The 25,769-nt window shown below is 45.6% G+C and carries 48 protein-coding genes; 47 read left to right on the forward strand and 1 reads right to left on the reverse strand.

Annotation, left to right across the window (positions count from 1 at the left end; genetic code table 11):
• Positions 1-4: 4 nt before the first annotated feature.
• The 14 genes from accC to EDD70_RS11015 all read left to right on the forward strand — a co-directional run bounded on the left by accC (position 5) and on the right by EDD70_RS11015 (position 9,177).
• Positions 5-1,360: an acetyl-CoA carboxylase biotin carboxylase subunit gene (gene accC / locus EDD70_RS10955; RefSeq protein WP_092755192.1), complete on the forward strand. Its 1,356-nt coding sequence runs from the start codon at positions 5-7 to the stop codon at positions 1,358-1,360.
• Positions 1,361-1,509: 149 nt separating this feature from the next.
• Positions 1,510-2,322, forward strand: coding sequence for an acetyl-CoA carboxylase, carboxyltransferase subunit beta (gene accD / locus EDD70_RS10960; RefSeq protein ID WP_242943166.1), 813 nt, complete (start codon positions 1,510-1,512; stop codon positions 2,320-2,322).
• Positions 2,315-3,115 carry an acetyl-CoA carboxylase carboxyltransferase subunit alpha gene (locus EDD70_RS10965; RefSeq protein WP_205408614.1) on the forward strand — a complete coding sequence of 267 codons (801 nt, stop codon included), beginning with the start codon at positions 2,315-2,317 and terminating at the stop codon, positions 3,113-3,115. Before accD ends, EDD70_RS10965 begins: the two co-directional genes overlap by 8 nt.
• Positions 3,116-3,184: 69 nt before the next feature.
• Entirely contained in the window at positions 3,185-3,412 is a 228-nt protein-coding gene (locus EDD70_RS10970; protein WP_092755201.1) for an acyl carrier protein, read from the forward strand.
• A gap of 190 nt (positions 3,413-3,602) precedes the next feature.
• Entirely contained in the window at positions 3,603-4,742 is a 1,140-nt protein-coding gene (locus tag EDD70_RS10975) for a sodium ion-translocating decarboxylase subunit beta (protein ID WP_092755204.1), read from the forward strand.
• 83 nt (positions 4,743-4,825) lie between these two features.
• Complete coding sequence (locus EDD70_RS15230) at positions 4,826-4,960, forward strand: hypothetical protein (RefSeq protein WP_278320601.1); 135 nt, start codon at positions 4,826-4,828, stop codon at positions 4,958-4,960.
• A gap of 82 nt (positions 4,961-5,042) precedes the next feature.
• Positions 5,043-6,479, forward strand: coding sequence for a proline--tRNA ligase (gene proS / locus EDD70_RS10980; protein WP_092755207.1), 1,437 nt, complete (start codon positions 5,043-5,045; stop codon positions 6,477-6,479).
• A gap of 176 nt (positions 6,480-6,655) precedes the next feature.
• A complete protein-coding gene (locus EDD70_RS10985) occupies positions 6,656-7,252 on the forward strand; it encodes a minor capsid protein (protein ID WP_092755210.1) in 597 nt (198 codons plus the stop codon).
• Positions 7,253-7,266: 14 nt separating this feature from the next.
• A complete protein-coding gene (locus EDD70_RS10990; protein ID WP_092755213.1) occupies positions 7,267-7,557 on the forward strand; it encodes a barstar family protein in 291 nt (96 codons plus the stop codon).
• Between the two features lie 32 nt (positions 7,558-7,589).
• Positions 7,590-7,880: a barstar family protein gene (locus EDD70_RS10995; protein ID WP_092755216.1), complete on the forward strand. Its 291-nt coding sequence runs from the start codon at positions 7,590-7,592 to the stop codon at positions 7,878-7,880.
• Between the two features lie 33 nt (positions 7,881-7,913).
• On the forward strand, positions 7,914-8,204 hold the full coding sequence (locus tag EDD70_RS11000) for a barstar family protein (protein WP_092755219.1): 291 nt from the start codon (positions 7,914-7,916) through the stop codon (positions 8,202-8,204).
• 33 nt (positions 8,205-8,237) lie between these two features.
• On the forward strand, positions 8,238-8,528 hold the full coding sequence (locus EDD70_RS11005; protein WP_092755222.1) for a barstar family protein: 291 nt from the start codon (positions 8,238-8,240) through the stop codon (positions 8,526-8,528).
• A 32-nt stretch (positions 8,529-8,560) separates the two neighbouring features.
• A complete protein-coding gene (locus EDD70_RS11010; RefSeq protein ID WP_092755225.1) occupies positions 8,561-8,854 on the forward strand; it encodes a barstar family protein in 294 nt (97 codons plus the stop codon).
• 32 nt (positions 8,855-8,886) lie between these two features.
• Positions 8,887-9,177, forward strand: a complete 291-nt coding sequence (locus EDD70_RS11015) for a barstar family protein (RefSeq protein ID WP_092755228.1) — start codon at positions 8,887-8,889, stop codon at positions 9,175-9,177.
• 104 nt (positions 9,178-9,281) lie between these two features.
• Here EDD70_RS11015 and EDD70_RS11020 read toward each other — a convergent pair whose 3' ends face one another.
• Positions 9,282-9,524: a hypothetical protein gene (locus tag EDD70_RS11020; RefSeq protein ID WP_092755231.1), complete on the reverse strand. Its 243-nt coding sequence runs from the start codon at positions 9,522-9,524 to the stop codon at positions 9,282-9,284.
• A gap of 350 nt (positions 9,525-9,874) precedes the next feature.
• Between EDD70_RS11020 and EDD70_RS14965 the strand changes: the two genes are divergently transcribed.
• From EDD70_RS14965 to rplQ, 33 genes are all read left to right on the forward strand, one after another.
• Positions 9,875-10,033 (forward strand): hypothetical protein, encoded by a 159-nt coding sequence (locus EDD70_RS14965; RefSeq protein ID WP_162840904.1) that lies wholly within the window; start codon positions 9,875-9,877, stop codon positions 10,031-10,033.
• An 81-nt stretch (positions 10,034-10,114) separates the two neighbouring features.
• Positions 10,115-10,426 carry a 30S ribosomal protein S10 gene (rpsJ, locus tag EDD70_RS11025; RefSeq protein WP_092755234.1) on the forward strand — a complete coding sequence of 104 codons (312 nt, stop codon included), beginning with the start codon at positions 10,115-10,117 and terminating at the stop codon, positions 10,424-10,426.
• A 160-nt stretch (positions 10,427-10,586) separates the two neighbouring features.
• Positions 10,587-11,219 (forward strand): 50S ribosomal protein L3, encoded by a 633-nt coding sequence (gene rplC / locus EDD70_RS11030; RefSeq protein WP_092755237.1) that lies wholly within the window; start codon positions 10,587-10,589, stop codon positions 11,217-11,219.
• Positions 11,220-11,236: 17 nt separating this feature from the next.
• A complete protein-coding gene (rplD, locus tag EDD70_RS11035; protein WP_092755240.1) occupies positions 11,237-11,860 on the forward strand; it encodes a 50S ribosomal protein L4 in 624 nt (207 codons plus the stop codon).
• Complete coding sequence (gene rplW, locus EDD70_RS11040; protein WP_092755243.1) at positions 11,860-12,153, forward strand: 50S ribosomal protein L23; 294 nt, start codon at positions 11,860-11,862, stop codon at positions 12,151-12,153. The genes rplD and rplW overlap by 1 nt, the downstream gene beginning before the upstream one ends.
• 76 nt (positions 12,154-12,229) lie before the next feature.
• Positions 12,230-13,063, forward strand: coding sequence for a 50S ribosomal protein L2 (rplB, locus tag EDD70_RS11045; protein ID WP_092755246.1), 834 nt, complete (start codon positions 12,230-12,232; stop codon positions 13,061-13,063).
• 27 nt (positions 13,064-13,090) lie between these two features.
• Complete coding sequence (gene rpsS, locus EDD70_RS11050; RefSeq protein WP_092755249.1) at positions 13,091-13,372, forward strand: 30S ribosomal protein S19; 282 nt, start codon at positions 13,091-13,093, stop codon at positions 13,370-13,372.
• Positions 13,373-13,396: 24 nt separating this feature from the next.
• A complete protein-coding gene (gene rplV / locus EDD70_RS11055) occupies positions 13,397-13,732 on the forward strand; it encodes a 50S ribosomal protein L22 (RefSeq protein ID WP_092755252.1) in 336 nt (111 codons plus the stop codon).
• Between the two features lie 21 nt (positions 13,733-13,753).
• Positions 13,754-14,440, forward strand: coding sequence for a 30S ribosomal protein S3 (gene rpsC, locus EDD70_RS11060; RefSeq protein WP_092755255.1), 687 nt, complete (start codon positions 13,754-13,756; stop codon positions 14,438-14,440).
• Entirely contained in the window at positions 14,440-14,868 is a 429-nt protein-coding gene (rplP, locus tag EDD70_RS11065; protein ID WP_092755258.1) for a 50S ribosomal protein L16, read from the forward strand. Before rpsC ends, rplP begins: the two co-directional genes overlap by 1 nt.
• Complete coding sequence (gene rpmC, locus EDD70_RS11070) at positions 14,868-15,068, forward strand: 50S ribosomal protein L29 (protein WP_092755261.1); 201 nt, start codon at positions 14,868-14,870, stop codon at positions 15,066-15,068. Before rplP ends, rpmC begins: the two co-directional genes overlap by 1 nt.
• Before the next feature lie 19 nt (positions 15,069-15,087).
• A complete protein-coding gene (gene rpsQ / locus EDD70_RS11075) occupies positions 15,088-15,342 on the forward strand; it encodes a 30S ribosomal protein S17 (RefSeq protein ID WP_092755265.1) in 255 nt (84 codons plus the stop codon).
• Between the two features lie 42 nt (positions 15,343-15,384).
• On the forward strand, positions 15,385-15,753 hold the full coding sequence (gene rplN / locus EDD70_RS11080) for a 50S ribosomal protein L14 (RefSeq protein WP_092755268.1): 369 nt from the start codon (positions 15,385-15,387) through the stop codon (positions 15,751-15,753).
• 17 nt (positions 15,754-15,770) lie between these two features.
• Entirely contained in the window at positions 15,771-16,094 is a 324-nt protein-coding gene (rplX, locus tag EDD70_RS11085) for a 50S ribosomal protein L24 (RefSeq protein ID WP_092755271.1), read from the forward strand.
• Between the two features lie 15 nt (positions 16,095-16,109).
• The gene (gene rplE, locus EDD70_RS11090) at positions 16,110-16,649 is read left to right on the forward strand and encodes a 50S ribosomal protein L5 (protein ID WP_092755274.1); all 540 of its coding nucleotides are present in this window, start codon (positions 16,110-16,112) and stop codon (positions 16,647-16,649) included.
• A gap of 13 nt (positions 16,650-16,662) precedes the next feature.
• Positions 16,663-16,848 (forward strand): type Z 30S ribosomal protein S14, encoded by a 186-nt coding sequence (locus EDD70_RS11095; protein WP_092755277.1) that lies wholly within the window; start codon positions 16,663-16,665, stop codon positions 16,846-16,848.
• Between the two features lie 26 nt (positions 16,849-16,874).
• The gene (gene rpsH / locus EDD70_RS11100) at positions 16,875-17,273 is read left to right on the forward strand and encodes a 30S ribosomal protein S8 (RefSeq protein WP_092755280.1); all 399 of its coding nucleotides are present in this window, start codon (positions 16,875-16,877) and stop codon (positions 17,271-17,273) included.
• 13 nt (positions 17,274-17,286) lie between these two features.
• Positions 17,287-17,832: a 50S ribosomal protein L6 gene (gene rplF / locus EDD70_RS11105; RefSeq protein WP_092755283.1), complete on the forward strand. Its 546-nt coding sequence runs from the start codon at positions 17,287-17,289 to the stop codon at positions 17,830-17,832.
• Between the two features lie 18 nt (positions 17,833-17,850).
• On the forward strand, positions 17,851-18,210 hold the full coding sequence (gene rplR, locus EDD70_RS11110) for a 50S ribosomal protein L18 (RefSeq protein ID WP_092755286.1): 360 nt from the start codon (positions 17,851-17,853) through the stop codon (positions 18,208-18,210).
• Between the two features lie 15 nt (positions 18,211-18,225).
• Positions 18,226-18,726 (forward strand): 30S ribosomal protein S5, encoded by a 501-nt coding sequence (gene rpsE / locus EDD70_RS11115; RefSeq protein WP_092755289.1) that lies wholly within the window; start codon positions 18,226-18,228, stop codon positions 18,724-18,726.
• A 13-nt stretch (positions 18,727-18,739) separates the two neighbouring features.
• Entirely contained in the window at positions 18,740-18,916 is a 177-nt protein-coding gene (rpmD, locus tag EDD70_RS11120; RefSeq protein WP_092755292.1) for a 50S ribosomal protein L30, read from the forward strand.
• Between the two features lie 19 nt (positions 18,917-18,935).
• Complete coding sequence (gene rplO, locus EDD70_RS11125; RefSeq protein ID WP_092755295.1) at positions 18,936-19,376, forward strand: 50S ribosomal protein L15; 441 nt, start codon at positions 18,936-18,938, stop codon at positions 19,374-19,376.
• Positions 19,377-19,378: 2 nt separating this feature from the next.
• Entirely contained in the window at positions 19,379-20,686 is a 1,308-nt protein-coding gene (secY, locus tag EDD70_RS11130; protein WP_092755298.1) for a preprotein translocase subunit SecY, read from the forward strand.
• A gap of 25 nt (positions 20,687-20,711) precedes the next feature.
• A complete protein-coding gene (locus tag EDD70_RS11135; RefSeq protein ID WP_092755301.1) occupies positions 20,712-21,344 on the forward strand; it encodes an adenylate kinase in 633 nt (210 codons plus the stop codon).
• A 3-nt stretch (positions 21,345-21,347) separates the two neighbouring features.
• On the forward strand, positions 21,348-22,094 hold the full coding sequence (gene map, locus EDD70_RS11140; protein ID WP_092755304.1) for a type I methionyl aminopeptidase: 747 nt from the start codon (positions 21,348-21,350) through the stop codon (positions 22,092-22,094).
• A gap of 13 nt (positions 22,095-22,107) precedes the next feature.
• Positions 22,108-22,359 carry a KOW domain-containing RNA-binding protein gene (locus tag EDD70_RS11145; protein ID WP_092755307.1) on the forward strand — a complete coding sequence of 84 codons (252 nt, stop codon included), beginning with the start codon at positions 22,108-22,110 and terminating at the stop codon, positions 22,357-22,359.
• Between the two features lie 27 nt (positions 22,360-22,386).
• On the forward strand, positions 22,387-22,605 hold the full coding sequence (gene infA, locus EDD70_RS11150) for a translation initiation factor IF-1 (RefSeq protein WP_092755310.1): 219 nt from the start codon (positions 22,387-22,389) through the stop codon (positions 22,603-22,605).
• Between the two features lie 58 nt (positions 22,606-22,663).
• Positions 22,664-22,777 carry a 50S ribosomal protein L36 gene (gene rpmJ / locus EDD70_RS11155; protein WP_016317597.1) on the forward strand — a complete coding sequence of 38 codons (114 nt, stop codon included), beginning with the start codon at positions 22,664-22,666 and terminating at the stop codon, positions 22,775-22,777.
• A gap of 67 nt (positions 22,778-22,844) precedes the next feature.
• A complete protein-coding gene (gene rpsM, locus EDD70_RS11160; protein WP_092755313.1) occupies positions 22,845-23,213 on the forward strand; it encodes a 30S ribosomal protein S13 in 369 nt (122 codons plus the stop codon).
• A 20-nt stretch (positions 23,214-23,233) separates the two neighbouring features.
• Complete coding sequence (gene rpsK / locus EDD70_RS11165; protein ID WP_092755316.1) at positions 23,234-23,632, forward strand: 30S ribosomal protein S11; 399 nt, start codon at positions 23,234-23,236, stop codon at positions 23,630-23,632.
• A 27-nt stretch (positions 23,633-23,659) separates the two neighbouring features.
• Entirely contained in the window at positions 23,660-24,292 is a 633-nt protein-coding gene (gene rpsD, locus EDD70_RS11170) for a 30S ribosomal protein S4 (RefSeq protein ID WP_092755319.1), read from the forward strand.
• A 79-nt stretch (positions 24,293-24,371) separates the two neighbouring features.
• Positions 24,372-25,337, forward strand: a complete 966-nt coding sequence (locus EDD70_RS11175; RefSeq protein ID WP_092755322.1) for a DNA-directed RNA polymerase subunit alpha — start codon at positions 24,372-24,374, stop codon at positions 25,335-25,337.
• A 48-nt stretch (positions 25,338-25,385) separates the two neighbouring features.
• Positions 25,386-25,727 (forward strand): 50S ribosomal protein L17, encoded by a 342-nt coding sequence (rplQ, locus tag EDD70_RS11180; protein ID WP_092755326.1) that lies wholly within the window; start codon positions 25,386-25,388, stop codon positions 25,725-25,727.
• Positions 25,728-25,769 lie beyond the last annotated feature (42 nt).

Genomic DNA, 25,769 nt, shown 5'->3' on the forward strand with positions numbered 1-25,769 from the left:
AGTTATGTTTAAAAAGATATTAATTGCGAACCGCGGCGAAATTGCGGTGCGCATTATCAGAGCATGCCGAGAGCTTGGCATCCGTACTGTGGCGGTATGCAGTGAGGCAGATAAAATGGCACTGCATGCTCAAATTGCGGATGAAACCATCTGCATCGGCCCTGCACCGAGTAAAGACAGCTACCTTAACATGCAGGCAATTTTGGCAGCGTGCGAAGTTACAGGTGCAGAAGCGGTACACCCCGGTTTTGGCTTTTTGTCTGAGAACAGCTCGTTTGCAAGGCTTTGCGAGCGCTGCGGGGTCAAGTTCATCGGCCCTGCACCCGAATCCATCGACCGTATGGGTGATAAGGCAAACGCCAAAATCACTATGAAAAATGCAAATGTTCCGGTTGTTCCCGGCTCAGACGGTGCGGTAACCTCTGTTGCCGAGGCAAAACGCATCGCACACGAAGTGGGCTACCCTGTTATGGTAAAAGCGAGCGCGGGAGGCGGCGGGCGCGGCATCCGCAAGGTGGACAGCGAAGAGGAACTGGAGAATGCCGTGATTGCGGCACAGCAGGAGGCGCTGCGCTTTTTTTCAGACGATACCATTTACATCGAAAAATTTATTGTAGACCCCCGCCATGTTGAAATTCAAATACTTGGTGATGAGCATGGCAACCTTGTTCATTTGGGCGAGCGCGACTGTTCTTTGCAGCGCCGCAACCAAAAAATGATTGAAGAGTCCCCCTGCCCGTCGCCGCTGATGAACGACGAACTGCGTGCCCGTATGGGTGAGGCTGCGGTAAATGCAGCACGTGCTGTGGGGTACTATAACGCGGGTACTATTGAGTTTTTACTCGACGCACGAGGCGATTTTTATTTTATGGAGATGAATACCCGCGTACAGGTTGAGCATCCTGTTACTGAGTTTGTAACCGGTATTGATATTGTTCAGCAGCAAATTAAAATTGCGGCGGGCGAACCGCTGGATTTAAAGCAGAAAGATATTGTACTGAAAGGGCACGCCATCGAGTGCCGCATCAATGCCGAAAACCCTGCATTCGGCTTTCGTCCGTCTCCGGGTACGGTACAGGCATTACATATGCCCGGCGGCCCGGGAATTAGGGTTGACAGTGCAATGTATGCAGGTTATACTATTCCTCCGTACTACGATTCGATGATTGCAAAGCTCATTGCCTACGCACCTACACGCGAGCAGGCTCTTGCAAAAATGAAATGGGCGTTGGCAGAGTTTTTAGTGGAGGGCGTTGACACAAACATTGAATACCAATTGGATTTGCTGCGTGACCCTGATGTGGAGCGAGGCAGCTTTGATATAGGCTTTTTGGCACGGCGTAAAGAGAAGCATTGCTGAGAGTTTGGCTAACGTAGAATAAGATGGATGTATATTTTGCTGCGAGCAGTATCGGCAAGCGGCGTAAGGAGGGGTGAGCGGAGATGTTACAAGATATTTTCGGCAAGGTAAAAACACGAATGAACGATGGTACACAAGGTGTGTCAGGAATGATGAATAAATTTTCGACACGTTCTGATTTGCTGTTCAAGTGCCCGCGCTGCGGCAATGTCGAAATAGCGGAGGAGTTTGAGAAAAACCTCAAAGTCTGTTCGACATGCGGTTATCATTCCCGAATAACTGCCGAAGAAAGAATGAAAATAACGGTTGACAACGGCACCTTTTATGAATATGATAGGGAAATGACAAGCAAAAACCCCATCCATTTTCCGGATTATGAGGCAAAGATTGCAGCACTGCAAAGCTTGACCGGGCTGCGCGACGCAGTGGTTACGGGCGAATGCAGTATTGAGGGCGAACGCTGCGCAATCGGTGTGATGGATTCCAACTTTATGATGGCATCCATGGGCTCTGTGGTGGGCGAAAAAATTACACGGCTGTTTGAGCGCGCAACCGAAAAACGCTTGCCGGTGGTGCTGTTTACCGCTTCGGGCGGTGCCAGAATGCAGGAGGGGATTGTGTCGCTGATGCAGATGGCGAAAACCTCCGGCGCTGTGGCACGGCATTCCGACGCGGGGCTGCTTTATATCACCGTACTTACCGACCCTACAACGGGCGGTGTTACCGCAAGTTTTGCTTCGCTGGGTGACATTATTTTGGCAGAGCCAAAGGTGCTCATCGGCTTTGCGGGGCGCAGAGTGATCGAGGGTACCATTAAACAGCGCCTGCCCGATGATTTTCAGTCCGCTGAATTTTTGCTCGACCACGGCTTTGTCGACAGCATTGTTACACGCAGCCAACTGCGCAGTGTCTTGTCGCATTTGCTGAGGCTTCACACAAAGGGGGCTGCAAACAATGTCTAAAACGGCGTGGGAAAGGTTAGAGCTTGTCCGTCATAAGGAACGTCCAACGATTGCAGACTATATCCCGCTTATTTTTGATGATTTTTTTGAGATGCACGGTGACCGTCTTTATGGCGATGATGCTGCGATATACGGCGGTATCGGTACGCTGGACGGTACGCCTGTTACGGTAATTGCACAGGTGAAAGGCAGAAACCTTGCCGAAAACCAAAAGTGCAACTTTGCAATGCCCCATCCCGAAGGTTACCGCAAGGCACTGCGCCTGATGAGACAGGCTGAAAAATTCCATCGCCCCGTTATTTGTTTTATCGATACACCGGGTGCATTCTGCGGCATAGCGGCAGAAGAACGCGGGCAGGGCGAGGCAATTGCAAGAAACCTGTTTGAAATGATGCACCTGAAAACCCCTATCATTTCGGTGGTACTGGGTGAAGGCGGCAGCGGCGGGGCACTGGCACTTGGCGTTTGCGATGAGCTTGCCATGCTGCAAAATGCGGTTTATTCGGTAATTTCGCCGCGCGGTTTTGCAAGTATTTTGTGGAAGAATGCCGCAAGAGAGAAAGAAGCCGCGAATATGATGCGAATTACTGCACATGATTTAGTTGAGCTTGGGGTTGCCGAACACATTATAAAAGAGGCGGAAGGCGGTGCCCAAAACGACCCTGTTCGCACTGCCGAAAACATTGCAAACTACCTAAAACAATCTATCAAAAAATATAACGATTACCCTATTGACCTGCTGTTGCAAAACCGCTATGATAAGTTCAGAAAGATTGGCGAGTATGCAGAATAAAACGTTGGCACTGGTGAAAAACATCACCTTATATTTAAATTTATATAATTTTTAGAGGAGGAACTTTCTATGGTATTCGAGAAAGTAAGAGACATCATTGTTGATCAGCTGGACGTTGAGGAAGATGCAGTCACAATGGAGGCTAACATCATCGACGATCTCGGTGCAGATTCTCTTGATGTAGTAGATCTCGTAATGAGCCTTGAGGAAGAGTTCGATACCGAAATCCCGGATGAAGAAGTTGAAAACATCAAAACCGTAGGCGATATTGTTAAATTTATAGAAGACCAGATTTAATCAGTAGCCAAACTCTCAGACACTGCGCTGTTCAATGTGCGGTGTCTGTTTTTTTATCCATTTCTTAACAAGTTTCTTAACGGGTATTCTTTTGCAAAAACATTGAAAAATTTTGGCATATAGGTTACAATATAATCCGTATCGCGCAGCAGAGACTGCGCAACTTGTAAAAAATGAAGGAGAATCCTAAATGGAGTTTTTACTGAACGGAGTTCTTGCTATTACTTGGCAGCAAGTTTTGATGTGGGCAATCGGCGGAATTCTAATCTATCTTGCAATTGGAAAAGGCTATGAGCCGGCGCTGCTGCTACCAATGGGTTTTGGCGCAATCCTCGTCAACCTGCCGCTTTCAGGCGTGCTTGACCAAGTAATGCCGGGCATTGGTGAAACCCACGGAATTATACAATGGCTGTTTGAGACGACGATTGAAGCCTCCGAGGCTTTGCCTCTGCTGCTTTTCATTGGTATTGGCGCCATGATTGATTTTGGCCCGCTTCTTTCGAACCCCAAGATGATTTTATTCGGTGCGGCCGCTCAGTTTGGTATTTTCTTTGCTATTTCGGTTGCAACACTGTTTGGGTTTAATCTTACCGATGCAGCCTCGATTGGTATTATCGGTGCGGCAGACGGCCCTACCGCCATTTTGGTATCGCAGATATTTAAGAGCAACTACATCGGCCCCATTGCGGTGGCAGCATACAGCTATATGGCTTTGGTGCCTATTGTACAGCCGTTTGCCATCAAACTGGTTACCACAAAAAAAGAGCGTATGATTCGTATGCCCTATAACCCCAAAAATGTTTCGCGTACCACACGCTTGCTGTTCCCTGTTTTTGTAACCATCATTGCAGGCCTTGTAGCACCCGCATCTGTTTCGTTGGTAGGGTTTTTGATGTTCGGTAATCTTATCCGCGAGTGCGGCGTGCTGGATTCTCTTTCGCAAACCGCACAAAAAGAATTTGCAAACATTATTACATTGCTGCTCGGTATTACCATTTCGTTCAGCATGGTTGCCGATAAGTTTGTGCGTTTGGACACATTGCTGATTATGCTGATTGGCTTGGTTGCATTTATTTTTGATACCATCGGCGGCGTGTTTTTTGCAAAATTCCTCAATTTGTTCAGCAAAAATAAAATTAACCCGATGGTTGGTGCGGCAGGCATCTCGGCGTTCCCCATGTCTGCCCGTGTTATTCAGAAGATGGCACTCAAAGAGGATAACCAAAACCACCTGTTGATGCACGCAGTTGGTGCAAACGTATCCGGCCAAATTGCTTCTGTTATTGCAGGCGGCATTATATTAGGCTTGGTACCTCAGATGATTAAATAATCAGATAGTCTCCCAGCGGGGGTTCTCCCCGTGCGTACGATAAACTTGTGCTGGTTTCCACGCAAGGCTAGGAGGAATTAGAAATGAACGAATTGTTTATGATGTCTTTAGAATTGATGGGAAAAGGAATGCTGGGTATTTTTGTTGTAATCTTTATTATTTATTGCCTGGTGCTGATCCTTGCCAAAACTACGGCAGAAAAAACAAAAGATAACTAAGAGCATTTTGAATGCTCTAAGAACGTAGCAAGGCTGTTGCTGCAGAAAGGGTCTGCGGGGCGCCTTGCGATAGGAGGACAATATGGCAGATAAGAAAAAAATGGTAGAAGAAATTACCTCAATGGACGTAGACTTTGCAAAATGGTATACGGACGTTGTAAAAAAAGCGGAATTGGTGGATTATTCGAGCGTCAGGGGATGCATGATTATCCGCCCGTATGGCTTTGCGATTTGGGAGAATATTCAGCACATTTTGGATACGCGCTTTAAAGAACTGGGACATGAGAATGTATCCATGCCAATGCTGATCCCCGAAAGCTTGCTGCAGAAAGAAAAAGACCATGTAGAGGGCTTTGCACCCGAGGTAGCCTGGGTTACCCACGGCGGCAACGAAAAGTTAGAAGAACGCCTGTGCATCCGCCCTACATCTGAGACATTGTTCTGCGAGCATTATTCGCATGTCATTCATTCTTACCGCGATCTGCCCAAACTCTACAACCAATGGTGCTCGGTGCTCCGCTGGGAGAAAACCACCCGCCCGTTCTTACGCACAATGGAGTTCCATTGGCAGGAGGGACACACCATGCACGAAACTGCGCAGGAGGCAATTGATGAGACCGAGCAGATGCTCAATGTTTATGCCGATTTCTGCGAAGATTCGCTTGCGATCCCTGTGGTTAAAGGGCAGAAGACGGACAAAGAAAAGTTTGCAGGTGCAGAGGCAACCTATACCATCGAGGCAATGATGCACGACGGCAAAGCGCTGCAATCGGGTACTTCACATTACTTCGGCGATGGCTTTGCCCATGCGTTTGATATTACCTTTACCGGGCGCGACAACAAACTGCAATATCCGCACCAAACCTCGTGGGGTATGTCCACCCGCATCATCGGTGCAATTATTATGACGCACGGCGACGATAACGGCTTGGTTCTTCCGCCTGCGATTGCGCCTATTCAGGTAATGGTTATCCCCATCGCGCAGCATAAAGAGGGCGTGCTCGAAAAGGCTGCCGAAATCCTCGACAGACTCAAAAAGCAGTTCCGCGTCAAGATGGACGACAGCGAAAACTCACCGGGTTGGAAGTTTGCACAGTACGAGATGAAAGGTGTTCCGTTGCGTCTCGAAATTGGGCCGAAGGATATTGAAAACAACCAGTGCGTGTTGGTTCGCCGCGATAACCGCGAAAAATATTTTGTATCTCTGGATGAACTCGAGACAAAAATCCCCGAGCTGTTGAAGGCTGTTCACGATGGTTTGTATAACAAAGCGCTGCAAAACCGCGAAAAACGCACATGGTCGGCAAAATCGATTGATGAAATCAACAAGGTTCTTGCTGCCGACACCGGCTTTGTAAAAGCCATGTGGTGCGGTGACCTCGCTTGTGAAGAGCAACTCAAGGAACAAGCTGGTGTATCCTCCCGCTGTATTCCGTTTGAGCAAGAAAAAATCTCCGATACCTGTGTTTGCTGTGGTAAACCTGCAACAAAAATGGTATACTGGGGCAAAGCTTACTAATTAACATAATTTAGGCGATAACTGCAAGCTTTTGTGGTTATCGCTTTTTTGTTTCCCCCTCCCAAATATATTTTTCAATCCTAATTTTAGTGCCCTGTGGTTTTTATGTATACTTTTATACAAATTTTGATGTAATTGGCCCCTATAGTGAAAAGATTTTATTAAGGGGTGTTTCGATGTATATCAAAAAAATGGTTGCGTATGTATTACCGTATGAGATTTTATCCGATATCGCAAAAGGTAAACTGGATTATTTTAATCCCGCTACAGTTCAAAGCAGCAATTGGAAGCACTGGGTAGCGAAGATGGATGAAAAAATGTGCATTGTCTGCAAAAACAAACATGGCGAAATTTACAGCATGGATGAAGCCCCTCCGGAGGAACCGCCTATTCATTTTGGTTGCCGATGTAAAATAGAAATTATGAGAGCGGTTTTTGCAGGGAATGCAACCAAAGACAGGCAAAACGGAGCAGATTACTGGATAAAACACTATGGAGCTTTGCCGGATTATTATATATCAGAAGATGATTTAAAAAATTTAGGCTGGAGGCGCGGAAATGCTCCTGCTAAATTTGCTCCTGAAAAAATGGCTACAATGGGGGAATATAGGAATGATGATGGTCATTTACCCCAAATAGTTGGGCGTAGCTGGTATGAAGCAGATATCAATTATTATAGCGGAAAGCGTAATAAACACCGTTTGCTTTGGTCGAACGATGGTTTAATATTTGTGACTTACGACCACTACGAAACTTTTATTGAATTAATATAATGGGAGGATTTATAATGAGCCAGAAAGTGATTACTTTAGACCTTACAGACTGCAAGTACATAATGGAGTTTCACGAAAGAATTAAAAAAGCGTTTGATTTCCCCGACTTTTACGGTAGAAATTGGAGTGCTTTTTGGGATTTGCTCAGAAGCGAGTGTGATGCCGATAAAGTAGTAATACTTGGTGAACACACGATGTCCCAAGAATTTGATTGGCATCTAGAAAAAATGCACGAGATATTGCAACGACATAAAGATAATTGTGCGAAAGATGGAGAACGTTTTGAATTTGAAATAATCAGCTAGCAAAATACGAGTGCGTAAAGATAGGTGGTACTATGAGCCAGAAAGTGATTACTTTAGATCTTACAGACTGCAAGTACATAATGGATTTCCATCAAAGAATTAAAAAAGCATTTGATTTCCCCGACTTTTATGGGGAAAATTGGAGTGCTTTTTGGGATTTGCTTTGGAGCGAATGTGATGCCGATAAAGTGGTAATACTTGGTGAGCACACGATGCCCAAAGAATTTGATTGGGATTTAGGAAAAATGCATGAGATACTGCAACGAACTGTAGAAGACCGCAAAAAGCATGGTTTTCACTTTGAATTTGAAATAATCAGCTAGCAAAGTACAAGTGTGTAAAGACGGGGTGATACGATGAGCCAGAAAGTGATTACTTTAGACCTTACAGACTGCAAATATTTGGGCGAGCTCCACCAAAGAATTAAAAAAGCATTTGATTTTCCCGACTTTTACGGGGAAAATTGGGATGCCTTTTGGGATTTGCTTTGGAGCGAATGTGATGCCGATAAAGTAGTAATACTCGGTGAGCACACGATGCCCAAAGAATTTGATTGGCATTTAGAAAAAATGCATGAAGTATTGTATGATTTTAAAAACGACTGTGCGAAAGATGGAGAACGTTTTGAATTTGAAATAATCAGCTAGCAAAGTACAAGTGTGTAAAGACGGGGTGATACGATGAGCCAGAAAGTGATTACTTTAGATCTTACAAACTGCAAGCACATAATGGAATTTCACCAAAGAATTAAAAAAGCATTTGATTTCCCTGACTTTTACGGGGAAAATTGGGATGCTTTCTGGGATTTGCTCAGAAGTGAATGTGATGCTGATAAAGTAGTAATACTCGGTGAGCATGCGATGCCGAAAGAATTTAATGTTGAGTTAGAAAAAATGCACGAGATACTGCAACAGACTGTAGAAGACCGCAAAAAGCATGGTTTTCACTTTGAATTTGAAATAATCAGCTAACAAAATACGAGTGCGTAAAGATAGGTGGTACTATGAGCCAGAAAGTGATTACTTTACACCTTACAGACTGCAAATATTTGGGCGAGCTCTACCAAAGAATTAAAAAAGCGTTTGATTTCCCCGACTTTTATGGGGAAAATTGGGATGCTTTTTGGGATTTACTTTGGAGCGAATGTGATGCCGATAAAGTAGTAGTACTCGGTGAGCAGACTTTGCCCAAAGAATTTGATTGGCATATACGAAAACTGCATGAGGCTTTACAAGATAATAAAGATGAGCACAGACTTTATGGATGGAAGATGTTTGAATTTGAAATAATCAGCTAACAAAATACGAGTGCGTAAAGATAGGTGGTACTATGAGCCAGAAAGTGATTACTTTACACCTTACAGACTGCAAATATTTGGGCGAACTCCACCAAAGAATTAAAAAAGCGTTTGATTTCCCCGACTTTTACGGTGAAAATTGGAGTGCTTTTTGGGATTTGCTTTGGAGCGAATGTGATGCCGATAAAGTAGTAATACTTGGTGAACACACGATGCCCCAAGAATTTGATTGGCATCTAGAAAAAATGCACGAGATATTGCAACGACATAAAGATAATTGTGCGAAAGATGGGGAACATTTTGAATTTGAAATAATCAGCTAAACTTTACCGTTTGAGCGTAAATGAATAAACCGTGCACAAAAGAAAGAGCCATCCGCAATAAATTTATTGCGGATGGCTCTTTGGGTCCGATTTTGCAAAGCAATTTATTCAGCGGCTTTGTTTTCGTCTACGGGTTTTTCGTCAACAGCGAGTACGGCAGGGCTGCAATCGCAGTTACAGTTGCAACTGTCATCTTTTTTGCTGTTTGAAATGTAAGTTTTTAGTGCATTTACAATGGGTTTGGTTGCTTTTGCAAGAAAGATGATAACAAAGATGTACATGATGCACTGTACAACTGCCACAAAGTACGGGAAAAAGTTCATTGCGTAGTAAAGAAAATCGCTCATTTTAAACTACCTCCAAGATAAATTTTTGAGACATACTAAAAATAGTATAACACAGGTTGATGTAGAGCAAAATCCTTTTAGGGTTAAATTTCCATAAAATTAAAAAGTATCACACAGATTGCACACAAATAAAGCCGCAAACACACGGTGATGTTGTTAAACTTGTGCAGAAAAATAGTAATGCACAAGAAATGAAAAAAAGTTTGTTTAAATTGCAAAAAAAGCTTGCAGTACAGCGGGTTTCGTGATATTATAATTAAGCGTGACTGCACAGGCACTTGCAATACAGTGCCAGATATGCGATGAAGCGAGAGGTGGCCGCTGAAATATGCGGGGAATTTTCGCGGAGTATGTCCGATTTTAAACCGGGCGACCAAAATACTGTTGACACAACATGGGCAGTTTACTACCGTTGCGCTCTTGTGTGTCGTATTTGTGACATTTTAGACATGTCAGGTCCCGGGGGAACTTTGCGCTTTCTTGAAAACGCAGGTTCATCCGGTTTTTAAATGTTTAAATATGAAACACACGGCACGGTGTTCAGTTTTTGATTCGTCGTCCCAAAGGCAACTAATAAGGAGGCGATGGTAGTGGCAGTCAAAGAAAAAATCAGAATCAGACTCAAAGGTTACGATCATCAGTTGGTTGATGCATCTGCGGAGAAAATCGTAGAAACCGTTAAGCGCACAGGCGCTCGCGTTTCCGGTCCTATCCCCCTGCCGACCGAAAAAGAAATTGTAACAATCCTGCGTGCTGTGCACAAATACAAAGACAGCCGTGAGCAATTTGAGATGAGAACCCACAAAAGACTCATCGACATTTTGAGACCTTCCAACAAAACTGTGGAAGCGCTTCAAAGTCTTGAGCTTCCCGCTGGCGTAGAAATCGAGATTAAACTGTAATCACCTGCGGTGATGCAAGTCACATCGCTCCACCGAACCAAATAAAGACAAGCTTTTTACTTTGTTAAGGCGGCGGCGGTGAGAAAGTTTAAACCCGAACGAAATGTCCGGCAGGTCAAGTTGGCGGACGCCAACCAATAACCTAAGGAGGTAAATATGTATGCAAAAATGCATCTTGGGCAAAAAGATTGGTATGACCCAACTTTTTGACGAAAAGGGAAAAATCATTCCCGTAACTGTCATTGAGGCAGGCCCTTGTGTCATCGTGCAGAAAAAAACAATCGAGAACGACGGTTATGAGTCGCTTCAGGTTGGTTTCGGCGAGGTCAAGGACAAAAACGTAAACAAGCCGAGCAAAGGCCATTTTGCTAAAGCAGATGTTGCTTGCAAAAAGCATCTCAGAGAGTTTAGACTTGACGACTGCTCTGCGCTGAATGTCGGCGACATCATCAAAGCAGATACTTTCACAATCGGCGACAAAGTGGATGTATGCGGTACATCCAAAGGTAAAGGTTATGCCGGCACAATTAAGCGCTTTGGCAACCATTCCCTGAAAGATACTCACGGTACCGGTCCTGTTCATCGTCACGCTGGTTCGAACGGAGCTTGCTCCGACCCTTCCAGAGTTATGAAAGGCAAAGGATTGCCGGGACATATGGGTTTTGAAACCGTAACCATCCAGAATCTTGACGTCGTCAAGGTGGATGCAGAAAACAACCTTATAGCGCTAAGAGGTGCTATTCCCGGCCCTAAGGGCGGAGTAGTATACATCACTGATAGCGTTAAGGCTTAAGGGGAGGAGGAAGCACTATGCCAAATATTAACGTAATAGACATGGCTGGCAAAGCTGTTGGTGAAATCACCCTTTCCGATGCTGTTTTCGGTATCGAGCCAAACAAAGCTGTTATGCACGCTGTAGTAGTGAACTATCTGGCTAATCAGCGTCAGGGTACACAATCAACACTGACAAGAACCGAGGTTAGCGGCGGTGGCCGTAAACCCTGGAAGCAAAAAGGCACAGGTAATGCAAGACAAGGCTCCATCCGAGCTCCTCAATGGAGACATGGTGGTATCGCACTCGGCCCGAAGCCGCGCGATTACAGCTACACTCTGAACAAAAAAGTAAAGAGACTGGCATTCAAATCGGCGCTGTCTTCCAAGGTGCTTGAGAACAATCTTATTGTAATAGATAAGATTGAGCTGGCTGAATTCAAAACCAAAGCAGTTGTAAGCATGCTCGCTGCAATCGGTGCAGGCAAAAAAACCCTCATCGTTATGCCCGAGGTAGATACAAAAGTTGTAAAAAGCGCAAGCAACGTTCCCGGCGTAAAAACAGCACTTGTAAACACCTTGAATGTTTATGATATGCTCAACTATGACACAATGGTTATAGTAAAAGACGCAGTTGCAAAACTTGAGGAGGTGTATGCATAATGAGAACGGCACAAGACGTTATCATTAAACCTATCATCACAGAGGACTCTATGGCAGCTCTGCAAATGAAGAAATACACATTCAAAGTTGCAAAAGATGCGAACAAAATCGAAATTGCAAAAGCGGTTGAAGTATTGTTTGGCGTTAAAGTGAAAAACGTTAACACCATGAATGTCAACGGCAGAGCAAAAAGACAAGGCCTGCATCAGGGTTACAAACCTGATTGGAAAAAGGCTATCGTAACTCTCACAGAGGAATCGAAAGGTATCGAGTTCTTTGAGAGCATGATGTAAGCAGACCAAACCGGTTTGCACAGTATGGGATGACTCATAAAATCCCGCAAACCATTTATGAGGAGAGTGAAACCGAATGGCTATAAAGACATATAAGCCGACAACTGCGGCGCGTCGCGAAATGACCGTGACCGATTACACTCAGTTGTCAAAGGTTGCTCCGGAGAGATCGCTTACAGAAATCCTGAAGAAGAACTCCGGCAGAAACAACCACGGTAGAATTACAGTTCGTCACCGCGGTGGCGGCGTAAGAACCAAATACCGTATCATTGATTTTAAAAGAGATAAGGGCGGTATGCCTGCTCAGGTTATTACCATTGAGTACGATCCGAACCGTTCTGCTCACATTGCACTGCTTCAGTACGAAGACGGCGAAAAGCGTTACATTTTGGCTCCCAATGAGCTTAAAGTAGGCGACACCGTTGTTTCCGGCCCTGATGCAGATATCAAAGCCGGCAATGCTCTGCCAATGGCAAACATCCCTGTTGGTACATTTATCCACAATGTAGAGCTGTACCCCGGTAAAGGTGCTCAGTTGGCACGTGCTGCAGGCATTCAGGCACAGCTGATGGCGAAAGAGAACGGCTATGCGCTGGTTCGTCTTCCCTCCGGCGAGCTTCGTAATGTTCCCGCAAACTGCATGGCCACAATCGGCCAGGTTGGTAACATCGACCATGAGAACGTTTCGATCGGTAAAGCAGGTCGTAAACGCCACATGGGTTGGAGACCGACTGTCCGTGGTTCTGTAATGAACCCCTGTGACCATCCGCACGGTGGTGGTGAAGGTAAAGCTCCAATCGGTCATCCCGGACCAGTTACACCTTGGGGCAAACCTGCTCTTGGCTACAAGACAAGAAAGAAACATCACAGCTCCGACAAGTTTATTGTTAAGCGCCGCGATGATAAATAAGGCGGTCTGAAAGGAGGCAGATGAATAATGGGTAGAAGTGTTAAAAAAGGACCATTTGTACAGCCAGTTCTGTTAAAACGTGTTCTTGAGATGAACGCAGCGGGTGAGAAGAAAGTTCTCAAAACCTGGAGCCGTTCTTCCACAATATTCCCTGATTTCGTAGGACACACATTTGCTGTTCATGACGGACGCAAACACGTTCCGGTTTATGTAACTGAAGATATGGTAGGGCACAAACTCGGCGAGTTTGCACCTACAAGAACTTACAGGGGCCATGCAGGCTCTAAAAAAACAAATACTGGTAAATAACGCAGACCTAAAGGAGGTTTACACATGGAAGCAAGGGCTTATCTCAGACATGCCCGTATTGCACCTCGTAAGGTTCAAATTGTGCTTGACTTGATTAGAAACAAGCCTGTTGATACTGCGATGGCAATATTAAAGCATACACCTAAGGCTGCTTGTGAGCCACTGGAGAAGCTGCTGAAATCGGCAATAGCGAATGCAGAGAACAATCACAACATGGACAAAAACAGCCTGTTTGTTGCGGAGTGCTTTGTGTGCCCCGGTCCGATTATGAAAAGAATCAGACCGCGCGCGCAGGGACGTGCATTCCACATTCTGAAAAGAACTTCTCACGTGACAATGGTCCTAAGAGAAAAGGAATAAGCTGAAAGAGGAGGTAAACTTATGGGACAAAAAGTAAATCCACATGGTCTCCGTGTGGGCGTCATTAAAGATTGGGATTCCCGCTGGTTTGCTAAGGACAACGCTTTCGGCGATATCCTCGTTGAGGATTACAAGCTACGCGAGTTCTTGAAAAAGACTTTGTATGCAGCCGGTGTCCCACGCATTGAAATCGAGCGTGACGCAACCAAAATCAGAATCCACATCCATTGTGCTCGCCCTGGTATGGTTATCGGTAAAGGCGGCGCAGATATTGAGAAACTTCGCCAGCAGTGCGAGGCTCTCGTCAACAAAGGCAAAGAGAACAAGGTTTCGGTTTTCTTGAATATTGTTGAAGTAAAACAACCCGATAAGAGCGCACAGCTTGTTGCCGAAAGCATCGCTGCACAGCTCGAGCGCAGAGTATCCTTCCGCCGTGCACTGAAACAGGCTATCGGCAGAAGCATGCGTCTTGGCGTTAAGGGTATCAAAACTGCAGTATCCGGTCGTCTTGGCGGTGCTGAAATTGCTCGTTCCGAGCATTATCACGAAGGAACCATTCCCCTGCAAACACTTCGCGCAGACATCGACTACGGCTTTGCTGAAGCAAACACAACCTATGGTAAAATCGGCGTTAAGGTTTGGATTTACACCGGCGATGTTCTCACCGATGTGAAGAGACAGCCCCGTAAGGAAGGAGGCAACAAATAATGCTTCTACCGAAGAGAGTAAAATACCGCAGAGTTCACAGAGGCAGATTGAAGGGTGTTGCTTCCAGAGGCAACACCGTAACTTACGGAGATTTCGGTCTCCAGGCAACCGAACCTGCTTGGATTACATCCAACCAGATTGAGGCTGCTCGTATCGCTATGACTCGTTACATCAAACGTGGCGGTCAAGTATGGATTAAAATTTTCCCCGACAAACCAATCACAGAAAAACCGGCTGAAACCCGAATGGGTTCTGGTAAAGGTTCGCCTGAGTACTGGGTTGCCGTGGTAAAACCCGGCAGAGTGATGTTTGAGATCGGCGGCGTAACCGAAGATCTTGCTCGCGAGGCTATGCGTCTTGCAGCACACAAACTGCCAATCAAATGCAAATTTGTTTACAAAAATAAGGAAGAGGAGTGTGAAAAGTAATGAAGGCCACCGAGATTCGCGAAATGTCCGCTGCAGAGCTCAATCAAAAGCTTACTGACCTCAAGGCCGAGCTTTTCAATCTGCGCTTCCAGCACGCTATCAACCAGCTCGATAACCCGATGCGCATCAAGGCCGTGAAAAAAGACATTGCTCGCATCAAAACGGTTATGCACGCGTTGGAACTGAAAAACGTGCAGTAATTGAAGGGAGGATTTAGCTTTGGAGAGAAACCTGAGAAAAACTAGGGTTGGTAAAGTTGTCAGCGATAAAATGGACAAAACAGTTGTCATTGCAATTGCAGATAACGTAAAGCACCCCCTTTACAAGAAAATCATAAGAAGAACCGTTAAGTTGAAGGCTCATGACGAGAACAACACTTGCGGAATAGGCGATAGAGTTCTGGTTATGGAGACACGTCCCATCTCGAAAGACAAAAGATGGAGAGTTGTAGAAGTAATCGAGAAGGCTAAGTAATTGATTACCACAAATTAGTCTATTCGGAAGGAGGAACGCTCTGTGATTCAGATGCAGACCTATCTTAAGGTAGCCGATAACACCGGTGCAAAGGAACTTATGTGTATTCGTGTACTGGGAGGCACCCGTAGAAGATACGCCAACATCGGCGACGTTGTTGTTGCTTCCGTTAAAAAAGCAGCACCCGGCGGCGTTGTGAAAAAAGGCGACGTAGTAAAAGCTGTCATTGTTCGTTCTGCTAAAGGACTGGGTCGTGACGATGGAACATACATCCGTTTCGACGAGAATGCAGCAGTTATTATCAAGGAAGATAAAAACCCGAAGGGCACACGTATTTTTGGCCCGGTAGCGAGGGAACTCCGTGATAAGGATTACCTCAAGATATTAAGCCTCGCACCCGAGGTGCTCTAATTGGAGGTGCACTTATAGTGAATAAAGTTCACGTCAAAAAGGGCGACACAGTCGTCGTTTTGTCTGGTAAAGACAAAGGCAAAAAGGGCAAGGTTCTTGAAGTAAGCCCGCGTGAGGAAAAAGTCATCATTGAAGGTATCAACATGGTTTCAAAACATGTTAAACCTCGTAAGATGGGTGAACCCGGCGGTATTGTCAAGGCTGAAGCACCTATGTATGCCTGCAAAGTAATGCTTGTTTGCCCAAAATGCGGCAAACCGACAAGACTTGCTCATAAAATCATGGCTGATGGATCCAAACTGCGCGCATGCAAAAACGAAAAATGCGGCGAAACATTCTAAAGAGGAGGAAAAAACATGGCTAGATTGAAAGACTTTTATGCAAATGAAGTAGCCCCGGCAATGATGAAAAAATTTGGCTACAAAAGTGTCATGCAGATTCCGAAACTCGAGAAAATCGTTGTTAACGTAGGTTGCGGCGAGGCGAGAGATAATCAGAAAATGATTGACGCTATCATCACCGATTTGCAAGCAATTACCGGTCAAAGACCTGTAGTTTGCAAAGCTAAAAAATCGGTTGCAAACTTTAAGCTCCGTGAAGGACAAAACATCGGTGCGAAGGTTACCCTTCGTAACGGTAACATGTATGAGTTTCTCGACAGACTTTTCAACGTGGCTCTGCCCCGTGTAAGAGACTTTCGCGGAATTAATGCCAACGGCTTTGACGGCCGCGGCAACTACAACATGGGTCTGCGTGAGCAATTGATTTTCCCTGAGATCGAGTATGACAAGATCGACAAGGTACGCGGTATGGACATCTGTTTTGTAACCACCGCAAACACGGACGAAGAAGCTCGTGAGTTACTCACATTAATGGGCGCTCCGTTCGCTAAATAAGGAGGGTAATTTAGTGGCTAAGAAGTCAATGAAAGTTAAACAACAGTTGGCACCTAAATTCTCCACTCGCGCTTATAACAGATGTAAAATTTGCGGCAGACCCCATGCTTATATCCGCAAATTCGGCATTTGCCGTATCTGCTTCAGGGAACTTGCCTACAAAGGCCAGATCCCCGGCGTGAGAAAAGCTAGCTGGTAAGCTTAAGAGCGAAGGAGGTTGACTGTATGCATATCACCGATACAATTGCAGATTTGCTGACTCGAATCAGAAATGCAAGTTCTGCAAAACATGATACGGTTGATATTCCGGCGTCTAATATGAAAAAGTCAATCGTACAGATTCTGTTGGATGAAGGTTATATCAAGGCTTACACTGTCATTGAAGACGGTAAGCAGGGTATCATCCGTGTTACATTGAAATACGGACCAAACAAATCACAGATTATCACCGGGCTGCGTCGTGTTTCTAAACCGGGCCTGCGTATTTACACCAATTGTGAAGATATGCCGAAGGTAATGAAGGGGCTGGGTATTGCTATCCTCTCTACTTCAAAAGGAATCATGACAGACAAAAATGCTAGAAAAGAGAATGTAGGCGGCGAAGTCCTTGCATTCATTTGGTAAGGAGGTGCAATAAATGTCTCGTATAGGTAGAAAACCCATTACGGTACCTGCCGGTGTAGATATTAAAATCGACGGCAACACCGTAACAGCAAAAGGACCAAAAGGCTCTTTGACGGAATCCTTTCACAAGGATATGGCAATCACACTTGAAGGCGGAGAGATTATCGTTTCTCGTCCGTCCGAGGACAAATTGCACAAAAGCCTGCATGGTTTAACCCGTACACTCGTTGCCAATATGGTTGAGGGTGTTACAAACGGTTTTAAAAAAGAACTCGAGATTAACGGTGTTGGTTACCGTGCCGCTAAAGCTGGCAAAAGAGTAACCCTGATTCTCGGCTTCTCTCACCAGGTATTCGTTGATGATACGGATGAGATCACCGTAGATGTTCCTGCACCAAACAAACTGATTGTTTCCGGCATGGATAAACAAAAAGTTGGACAGTTTGCTGCGGAAATTCGTGAGCTGCGTCCGCCCGAGCCGTACAAGGGCAAAGGTATCAAGTATGTTAACGAGGTTATTATCCGTAAAGAGGGTAAAGCTGGTAAAGGCAAGAAGTAATGAAAGGAGTGTCGTAACATGGTGAAAAAGCCTGATAGTAACAAGGCAAGGCTTAAGAGACACTACAGAGTCCGCAACAAAATCAGCGGATCGGCTGAGTGCCCGCGCCTTAATGTATTCCGCTCCGCCAAACACATCTACGCCCAACTGATTGACGATGTCAGCGGTGTAACGCTTGCAGCAGCATCCACAGTGGATAAGGGCTTCGAAGGTTTCGGCGGTAATAAGGAAGCTGCTCACAAAGTAGGAGTGGCAATTGCAGAACGTGCTCTGGCAAAAGGCATCAAAGATGTGGTTTTTGATCGCAGTGGTTATATCTACCACGGCCGTGTCAAAGACCTGGCAGAAGGTGCACGCGAAGGCGGACTCAATTTCTAACAAGGAGGGATACTTTTGGCAAGAATAGATGCTTCTACACTCGATCTTCAGGAGAGAGTTGTGTCCATTAACCGTGTTTCCAAAACGGTTAAAGGTGGACGTATATTCAAGTTCGCAGCGCTTGTCGTTGTAGGTGACGGTAACGGCACTGTAGGATTTGGATTAGGAAAAGCTTCTGAGGTTCCCGATGCTATCCGCAAAGGAATTGAGGACGCTAAGAAAAACTTAATCAAAATTTCGCTAAAAGGCACTACAATTCCGCATGAGGTAATTGGTGTGTTTGGCGCTGGCAGAGTTTTGATGAAACCGGCTCCAGAAGGTACCGGCGTTATCGCCGGCGGCCCTGTACGTGCGGTTCTTGAAACAGCCGGCATCCGCGACATTCGTACAAAATGTCTGCGCTCCAACAACCCTTGCAATGTTGTAAATGCTACTATCAACGGGCTTGCTTCACTTCGCAGTCTTGAGCAAGTTGCAGCAATCCGTGGTAAAACAGCGCAAGAAATCTTAGGATAGGAGGGCGTGCAGTATGGCGCTTAAAATTAAACTGGTTAAGAGTTTTATTGGAAGAAAAGACGACCAGATTGCAACCGCAAATTCAATGGGGCTCCGTGTGATCGGTGACCAGACTATCCAACCGGATAATGAATCCACAAGGGGTAAAATCGCAAAAATTTCCCACCTCATTGAGGTAACCGAAGAGTAAGCAAGGAGGTGCGAGTATCATGAAATTGCATGAACTTTCCGCGGTTCCAGGCGCTAACAAAGAATGCTACCGTAAAGGTAGAGGCGCTGGTTCCGGTAATGGCAAAACAGCTGGTAAAGGCCACAAAGGCCAAAACGCGCGTTCAGGCGGCGGTGTAAGACCGGGCTTTGAAGGCGGACAAATGCCGCTGCAAAGACGTGTTCCGAAAAGAGGATTCGTCAACATTTTTGCTACAAAGTATGCTACAATTAACGTTTCAGATTTAAACAAGTTTGAAGACGGTGCTGTTGTAGATGCACAGGCGATTGTTGCAGCTGGGCTATTGAAGAAGACTCTGGATGGCGTTAAAGTACTGGGCAACGGCGAGTTGACCAAAAAACTCACCGTCAAAGTGGCTGCCTTCTCCGCTTCTGCAAAGCAGAAAATTGAGCAGGCAGGCGGATTGGCGGAGGTGAAATAGGGATGTTTAGTACCTTGAGAAATGCTTGGCGTATTGCCGACATTCGAAAGAAACTTCTATACACCTTAATGATTCTGATTATTTTCAGAGTCGGTTCCGCCATCCCCGTTCCGTTTTTAGATCCATCTGTGCTGAAAGAAATGGTATCCACCCAGGGCAGCCTGTTGGGGTATATTGACATTCTCACCGGTGGCGCATTTGCCAATGCAACGATCTTCGCAATGTCTATTTCGCCTTATATTACATCTTCCATCGTAATCCAGCTTCTCACCATTGCAATCCCTGCATTGGAGAGACTGGCAAAAGAGGGCGAAGAAGGCAGAAAACAAATTCAAAAAATTACAAGATACACTGCTGTGGGTCTTGCGCTGGTACAGGCAACCGCATACTTTATTATGCTCAGAAACCTCGGCGCATTAACTCACACTCAAGGCTTTGCATTTTGGTTCTCTGCAATCGTCATTATCAGCACCTTTACAGCCGGTGCTTGCTTAATCATTTGGTTGGGTGAAAGAATTGACGAAAGAGGAATCGGCAACGGTATCTCCATGATGCTGTTTGCAGGTATCGTATCCAGAGGGCCGGCGGCAGCTATGAAGATGTGGACATACATCAAATTGGCGAACGAGGGCGAAACTCAGTACTATTTCTTAGTACCTGCTGTGCTTGTTCTGTTTGTTGCAATCATTGGTTTCATCGTATTGATGACCAATGCTGAAAGACGTATTCCCGTGCAGTATGCAAAACGTGTTGTCGGCAGAAAGATGTACGGCGGACAGTCTACACATATTCCCATCAAGGTGAATATGTCGGGCGTTCTTCCCATCATCTTCGCATCCGCCCTGCTTTCCATCCCAGGAACGATTAAGGGCTTTGTGTATACCGGCGCAACCGCAAACACCGAGAGCTTTATGTTTAAATTTCTCTCTCTGTTTGATTATAACAACATTGCATATGCAATTCTTTACTTCTTGTTGATTATTGCTTTCAACTACTTCTATGTAGCTGTTCAGTATAATCCTATCGAGATGGCAAATAATCTGCAGAAAAACAACGGCGGTATCCCCGGTATCCGTCCGGGCAGACCTACCTCCGAGTTTATTGCAAAGGTAATCTCAAAGATCACACTTATCGGCGCTTTGTTCCTTGCTGTTATTGCAATCCTGCCTATCGGTTTGGGTGCACTGACAAAGATGAACATTTCGCTTGGAGGTACTAGCGTTCTGATCCTTGTAGGTGTTGCGCTTGATACAATGAGACAACTTGAGTCTCAGATGATGATGCGTCATTACAAAGGTTTCTTGGAATAACCCTTCAGAAAGAGGTGTGTCGAGTATGAATTTAATACTATTGGGAGCACCTGGTGCAGGAAAAGGCACACAGGCAGAAATGATCTGTGAAAAGCTGAACATTCCTGCCATCAGCACAGGTAATATTATCCGTGAGGCTTTAAAAAACGGCAGCGAACTGGGGCTGAAAGCCAAATCCTTTATGGATTCGGGCGCACTGGTTCCCGATGAGGTTGTCATTGCAATCATTAAAGAGCGTTTGGTTCAAGATGACTGCAAAAACGGTTTTATTCTTGACGGTTTCCCCAGAACAGTACCGCAGGCGGAGGCTCTCGACAAGATGGGCGTTCGCATTGATAAGGTAATTGATATTGAGGTTGCCGACGAGAAAATCGAGCAGAGACTTTCCGGCCGCAGAGTTTGCGAAAAGTGCAGCGCATCTTACCACATTTTGTATAAACCGTCGGTGAATGACACCGATTGTGCAAAATGCGGCGGTAAGCTGGTCATCCGCAAAGACGACCAGCCGGAAACGATCAGAGAGCGTTTGAAGGTTTATCATGATCAGACTGAGCCTTTGAAAGACTACTACGCGAAAACCGGAAAGTTAACGGTAGTAGAAGGTCAAGAGGAAGTTTCGGATACCACAAAACTTACCTTTGCCGCTTTGGAGGCGTAGCCTATGGTTGTTTTAAAAACCACCAAGGAGCTCCAGCTTATGAGCGAAGCTTGTAAGCTGTCGGCTCAGGCTCTTAAAATCGGCGGTGCGGCGGTGGAGCCGGGTATTACTACCCGCGAAATTGACCACATCATCAAAAAGTTTATTACTTCACAGGGTGCAACTCCTTCGTTCTTGAATTACGGCGGCTTTCCGGCCAGTGCCTGTATTTCCATTAACGATGTGGTGATCCACGGTATCCCTTCTTCTCGAAAAATTGCCGAGGGAGACATTGTAAGCATCGATGTGGGTGCACATTACAATGGCTACCACGGGGATAATGCTGCCACTTTTGCGGCGGGTAAAGTTTCGGATGAAGCGGCGAAACTGATGGAAGCAACTGAAAACAGCCTGTATCTCGCGATAAAGGCAGCGCAGCCCGGCGCTCGTATCGGCGACATCGGTAATACGGTGCAAGCATATATTGAGTCACTGGGGTTTGCGGTAGTACGCAAATTTGTCGGTCACGGTGTGGGTTCGAAACTCCACGAAGACCCTGAGGTTCCCAATTACGGAACAGCGGGTCACGGAATACGCCTGTTGCCCGGTATGACAATTGCGATCGAACCGATGGTTAACATCGTCGGCGAGGATGTTAAGGTTCTTGCAGACGGATGGACCACGGTAACCAAAAGCGGAAGCCTCGCAGCGCACTTTGAGCACACCATCGCCATTACGGAAAGTGGTCCGGTAATAATGACGAAAGCTTAAAGGAGGTGCCGCGATGCAGATAGAAAAAGGCTGTGTAGTCAGGTCGATTTCAGGGAGAGATGCGAATCGCTTTTACGTTGTTATGAGCTTGGAAAAAGACTTCGCGCTTATCAGTGACGGCAAGGTGAGGGTAATTGACAAGCCAAAACGTAAAAATATTAAGCATCTGCGTCCCACGAAAACGTTCATCGACGTCGATAGCCTAACTACAAACAATCAACTCCGGCAGGCACTGCGGGCATTTAATAACCCCGAAGCTGTCTAGCTCGTCCACCAAAGGGAGGTATATCACTTGTCTAAGGAAGACGTAATTGAGATTGAAGGAACAGTCGTTGACGCCCTGCCTAATGCTCAATTTCAAGTTGAGCTGCCGAATGGCCATGTCATTTTGGCACACATTTCAGGTAAACTGCGCATGAATTTCATCCGCATTTTACCCGGAGATAAAGTTACGGTGGAGATGTCTCCATACGATCTCACCAAAGGACGCATTACTTGGCGTTCGAAATAACGCAAAGGAAACGTCAAAGCGATGTCTGTGAAGGCATCTACTAAGGAGGTAATTTCAAATGAAAGTAAGACCTTCAGTGAAACCCATCTGCGAAAAATGCAAGATCATCAAACGCAAAGGTCGTATTATGGTAATCTGTGCTAATCCAAAACATAAACAGCGCCAAGGCTGATTTATTCGGATTTGCAGAGGAACTAGGTATAGTTTGGAAAACTATATAATGGAGGTGCAACAAGTATATGGCTCGTATAGCTGGTGTCGATTTGCCTCGTGAGAAGCGAATTGAAATAGGCTTAACTTACATCTTTGGTATCGGTCGTCATATGGCGAGCGACATCATGAAAGCAACAGGCGTAAACCCTGACACTCGTGTCAAGGACCTGTCTGAAGATGATTTGGCTAAGCTTCGTGAATACATCGACAAAAACTGCCACGTTGAGGGTGATCTTCGCAGAGAAGTAGCACTTAACATTAAACGACTGGTAGAAATCGGTTGTTATCGTGGTGTTCGTCACAGAAAAGGGCTGCCCGTAAGAGGTCAGCGCTCCAAGACAAACGCCAGAACCAGAAAAGGTCCTAAGAAAACAATCGCTAATAAGAAGAAATAATCCAGGGAGGGATAAATGAGATGGCAAAAGTTGCAACAAAGAAAGCCACTCGCCGTCGCCGCGAAAAGAAGAATATCGAGCGTGGCGCCGCTCATATCCAGTCCACATTTAACAACACCATCGTAACCATCACAGACACTCAGGGTAATGCATTATCTTGGGCAAGTGCGGGCGGTCTGGGCTTCAGAGGCTCCAGAAAATCCACACCGTTTGCTGCTCAGACAGCTGCTGAAACAGCTGCGAAAGCTGCAATGGAGCACGGTCTGAAATCGGTTGAAGTGTTCGTTAAAGGACCTGGTTCTGGACGTGAGGCTGCTATTCGTGCACTGCAGCAAGCAGGATTGGAAGTTAACATGATTAAAGATGTTACCCCGATTCCGCACAATGGTTGCAGACCGCCGAAAAGAAGACGCGTCTAATCACACAGTAATAGGAGGTGTAACCAAATGGCAAGATATACCGGTGCGGTATGTAGATTATGCAGACGTGAAGGTGCGAAACTTTTTCTGAAAGGTGAGAGATGCTACTCTGATAAGTGCGCTATCAACACCAGAAAAAATTCGTTAACTCCGGGTCAGCACGGTCAAAGCCGCAAAAAAGTTTCCGAATATGGTATTCAGCTTCGTGCTAAACAGTCCGCTCGTCGTTTTTACGGCGTACTTGAGGGACAGTTCTTTAAATACTATGAAATGGCTGAACGTCAGGTTGGCGTAACAGGTGAAAACCTGCTCAGAATTCTGGAAAGCCGCCTTGACAACGTTGTTTACAGATCAGGCTTTGCTTCTTCCAGAAAAGAAGCGAGACAGTTGGTTCTGCACTGCCACTATACAGTTAACGGCAAGAAGGTCAACATTCCTTCCTACCTTGTAAAAGCTGGCGATGTGATTGCAGTTGTTGACAAATTCAAAGCAACCGACAAGATGAAAGCAGTTGTGGAAGCAAACGGCTCGCGCCCTGCTCCAAAATGGCTCGAAGTTGACCAGGAGAAATTAACCTCTCGTGTTGCCCAGCTTCCAAACCGTGAGGACATTGACCTTGAGGTTGAAGAGCATCTGATCGTCGAGCTTTATTCTAAGTAATAAGCACGAATTAATCGGCAAGGGAACGCGAAAAATTAGACGGGTTCTAATCAAGCTCGTCATTCAAGGAGGGTTTTAAATGATAGAGATAGAGAAGCCAAGAATTGAGACTGCGGAGATAAAATCCGATGGCACCTACGGCAGATTTGTCGTAGAGCCTCTCGAACGCGGCTTTGGTACAACATTAGGTAACAGCCTAAGACGTGTGCTACTCTCCTCGCTTCCTGGTGTTGCTGTCACATCGGTTAAGATTGACGGTATACAACATGAGTTTTCAACCATCCCAGGTGTAAAAGAAGATGTCACCGAAATCATTCTGAACATCAAAGGGCTCACCGCTAAGCTGTATTGCGACGGCCCCAAAACCGTTGTAATCGATGCTACCGGCGAATGTGAAGTTACTGCCGATTCGATTGCCGATGACGCAGAGGTTGAGATTCTGGATCCAAGTATGCATATTGCTACATTGGGAGCTGGTGCAAAGCTGTATATGGAAATTACGCTCGACCGCGGCAGAGGCTATGTCCCTGCGGAGCGTAACAAACAAAACATGCAAGCGCCAACTGCACAGCAAACATTAGGCACAATACCGGTAGATAGTATTTATACACCGGTTCTGAAGGTAAACTACACTGTAGAAAACACTCGTGTCGAGCAGATTACTGACTACGACAAGTTAACCCTTGAGATATGGACAGACGGCACAATTTCTGCCAAAGAGGCCGTATCTCTGGGCGCCAAGGTCCTCAACGAGCATCTCAATTTGTTCGTTGACCTTTCCGACGAGGCTTATCACACCGAAATTATGGTGGAAAAAGATGATAACGGCAAGGAAAAGGTCCTTGAGATGACCATTGAAGAGCTTGACCTGTCTGTTCGTTCTTTCAATTGCTTGAAGAGAGCAGGCATCAACACAGTGGAAGACCTGATCAGCAAGTCCGAGGATGAAATGATGAAGGTTCGTAACCTCGGCAAAAAATCTCTGGAAGAGGTTATTGCAAAGCTTCACTCTTTGGGCTTTAACCTCACCAAAGAAGAAGAATAATTACTTTCGTTTATGGTACTCATAAACTAGGTAAAGGAGTGAATTTCGATGCCAGGTACCAGAAAGCTCGGTAGAACATCTGACCACAGAAAAGCAATGCTCAGAGCGATGGTAACTTATCTGTTTGAAAACGGTAAGATTGAAACCACCGTAACAAGAGCCAAAGAAGTTCGTGCTATGGCCGAGAAAATGATTACAATAGGCAAACAAGACAATCTCCACTCCAAGCGTCAGGTATTTTCCTTTGTTACAAAGGAAACCGTTGCGAAAAAGGTGATTGACGAGCTCTCTCCCAAATATAAGGAGAGAAACGGTGGTTACACCCGTATCGTTAAAATCGGCCCTCGCCGCGGTGACGCCGCTGAGATGGCAATTATTGAGCTTATCTAATTAATTTTTGATAGCACAAAAAAGAGGATGGTTTTACCATCC

It is taken from the genome of Hydrogenoanaerobacterium saccharovorans, from assembly GCF_003814745.1.
GTDB lineage: Bacteria > Bacillota > Clostridia > Oscillospirales > Ruminococcaceae > Hydrogenoanaerobacterium > Hydrogenoanaerobacterium saccharovorans.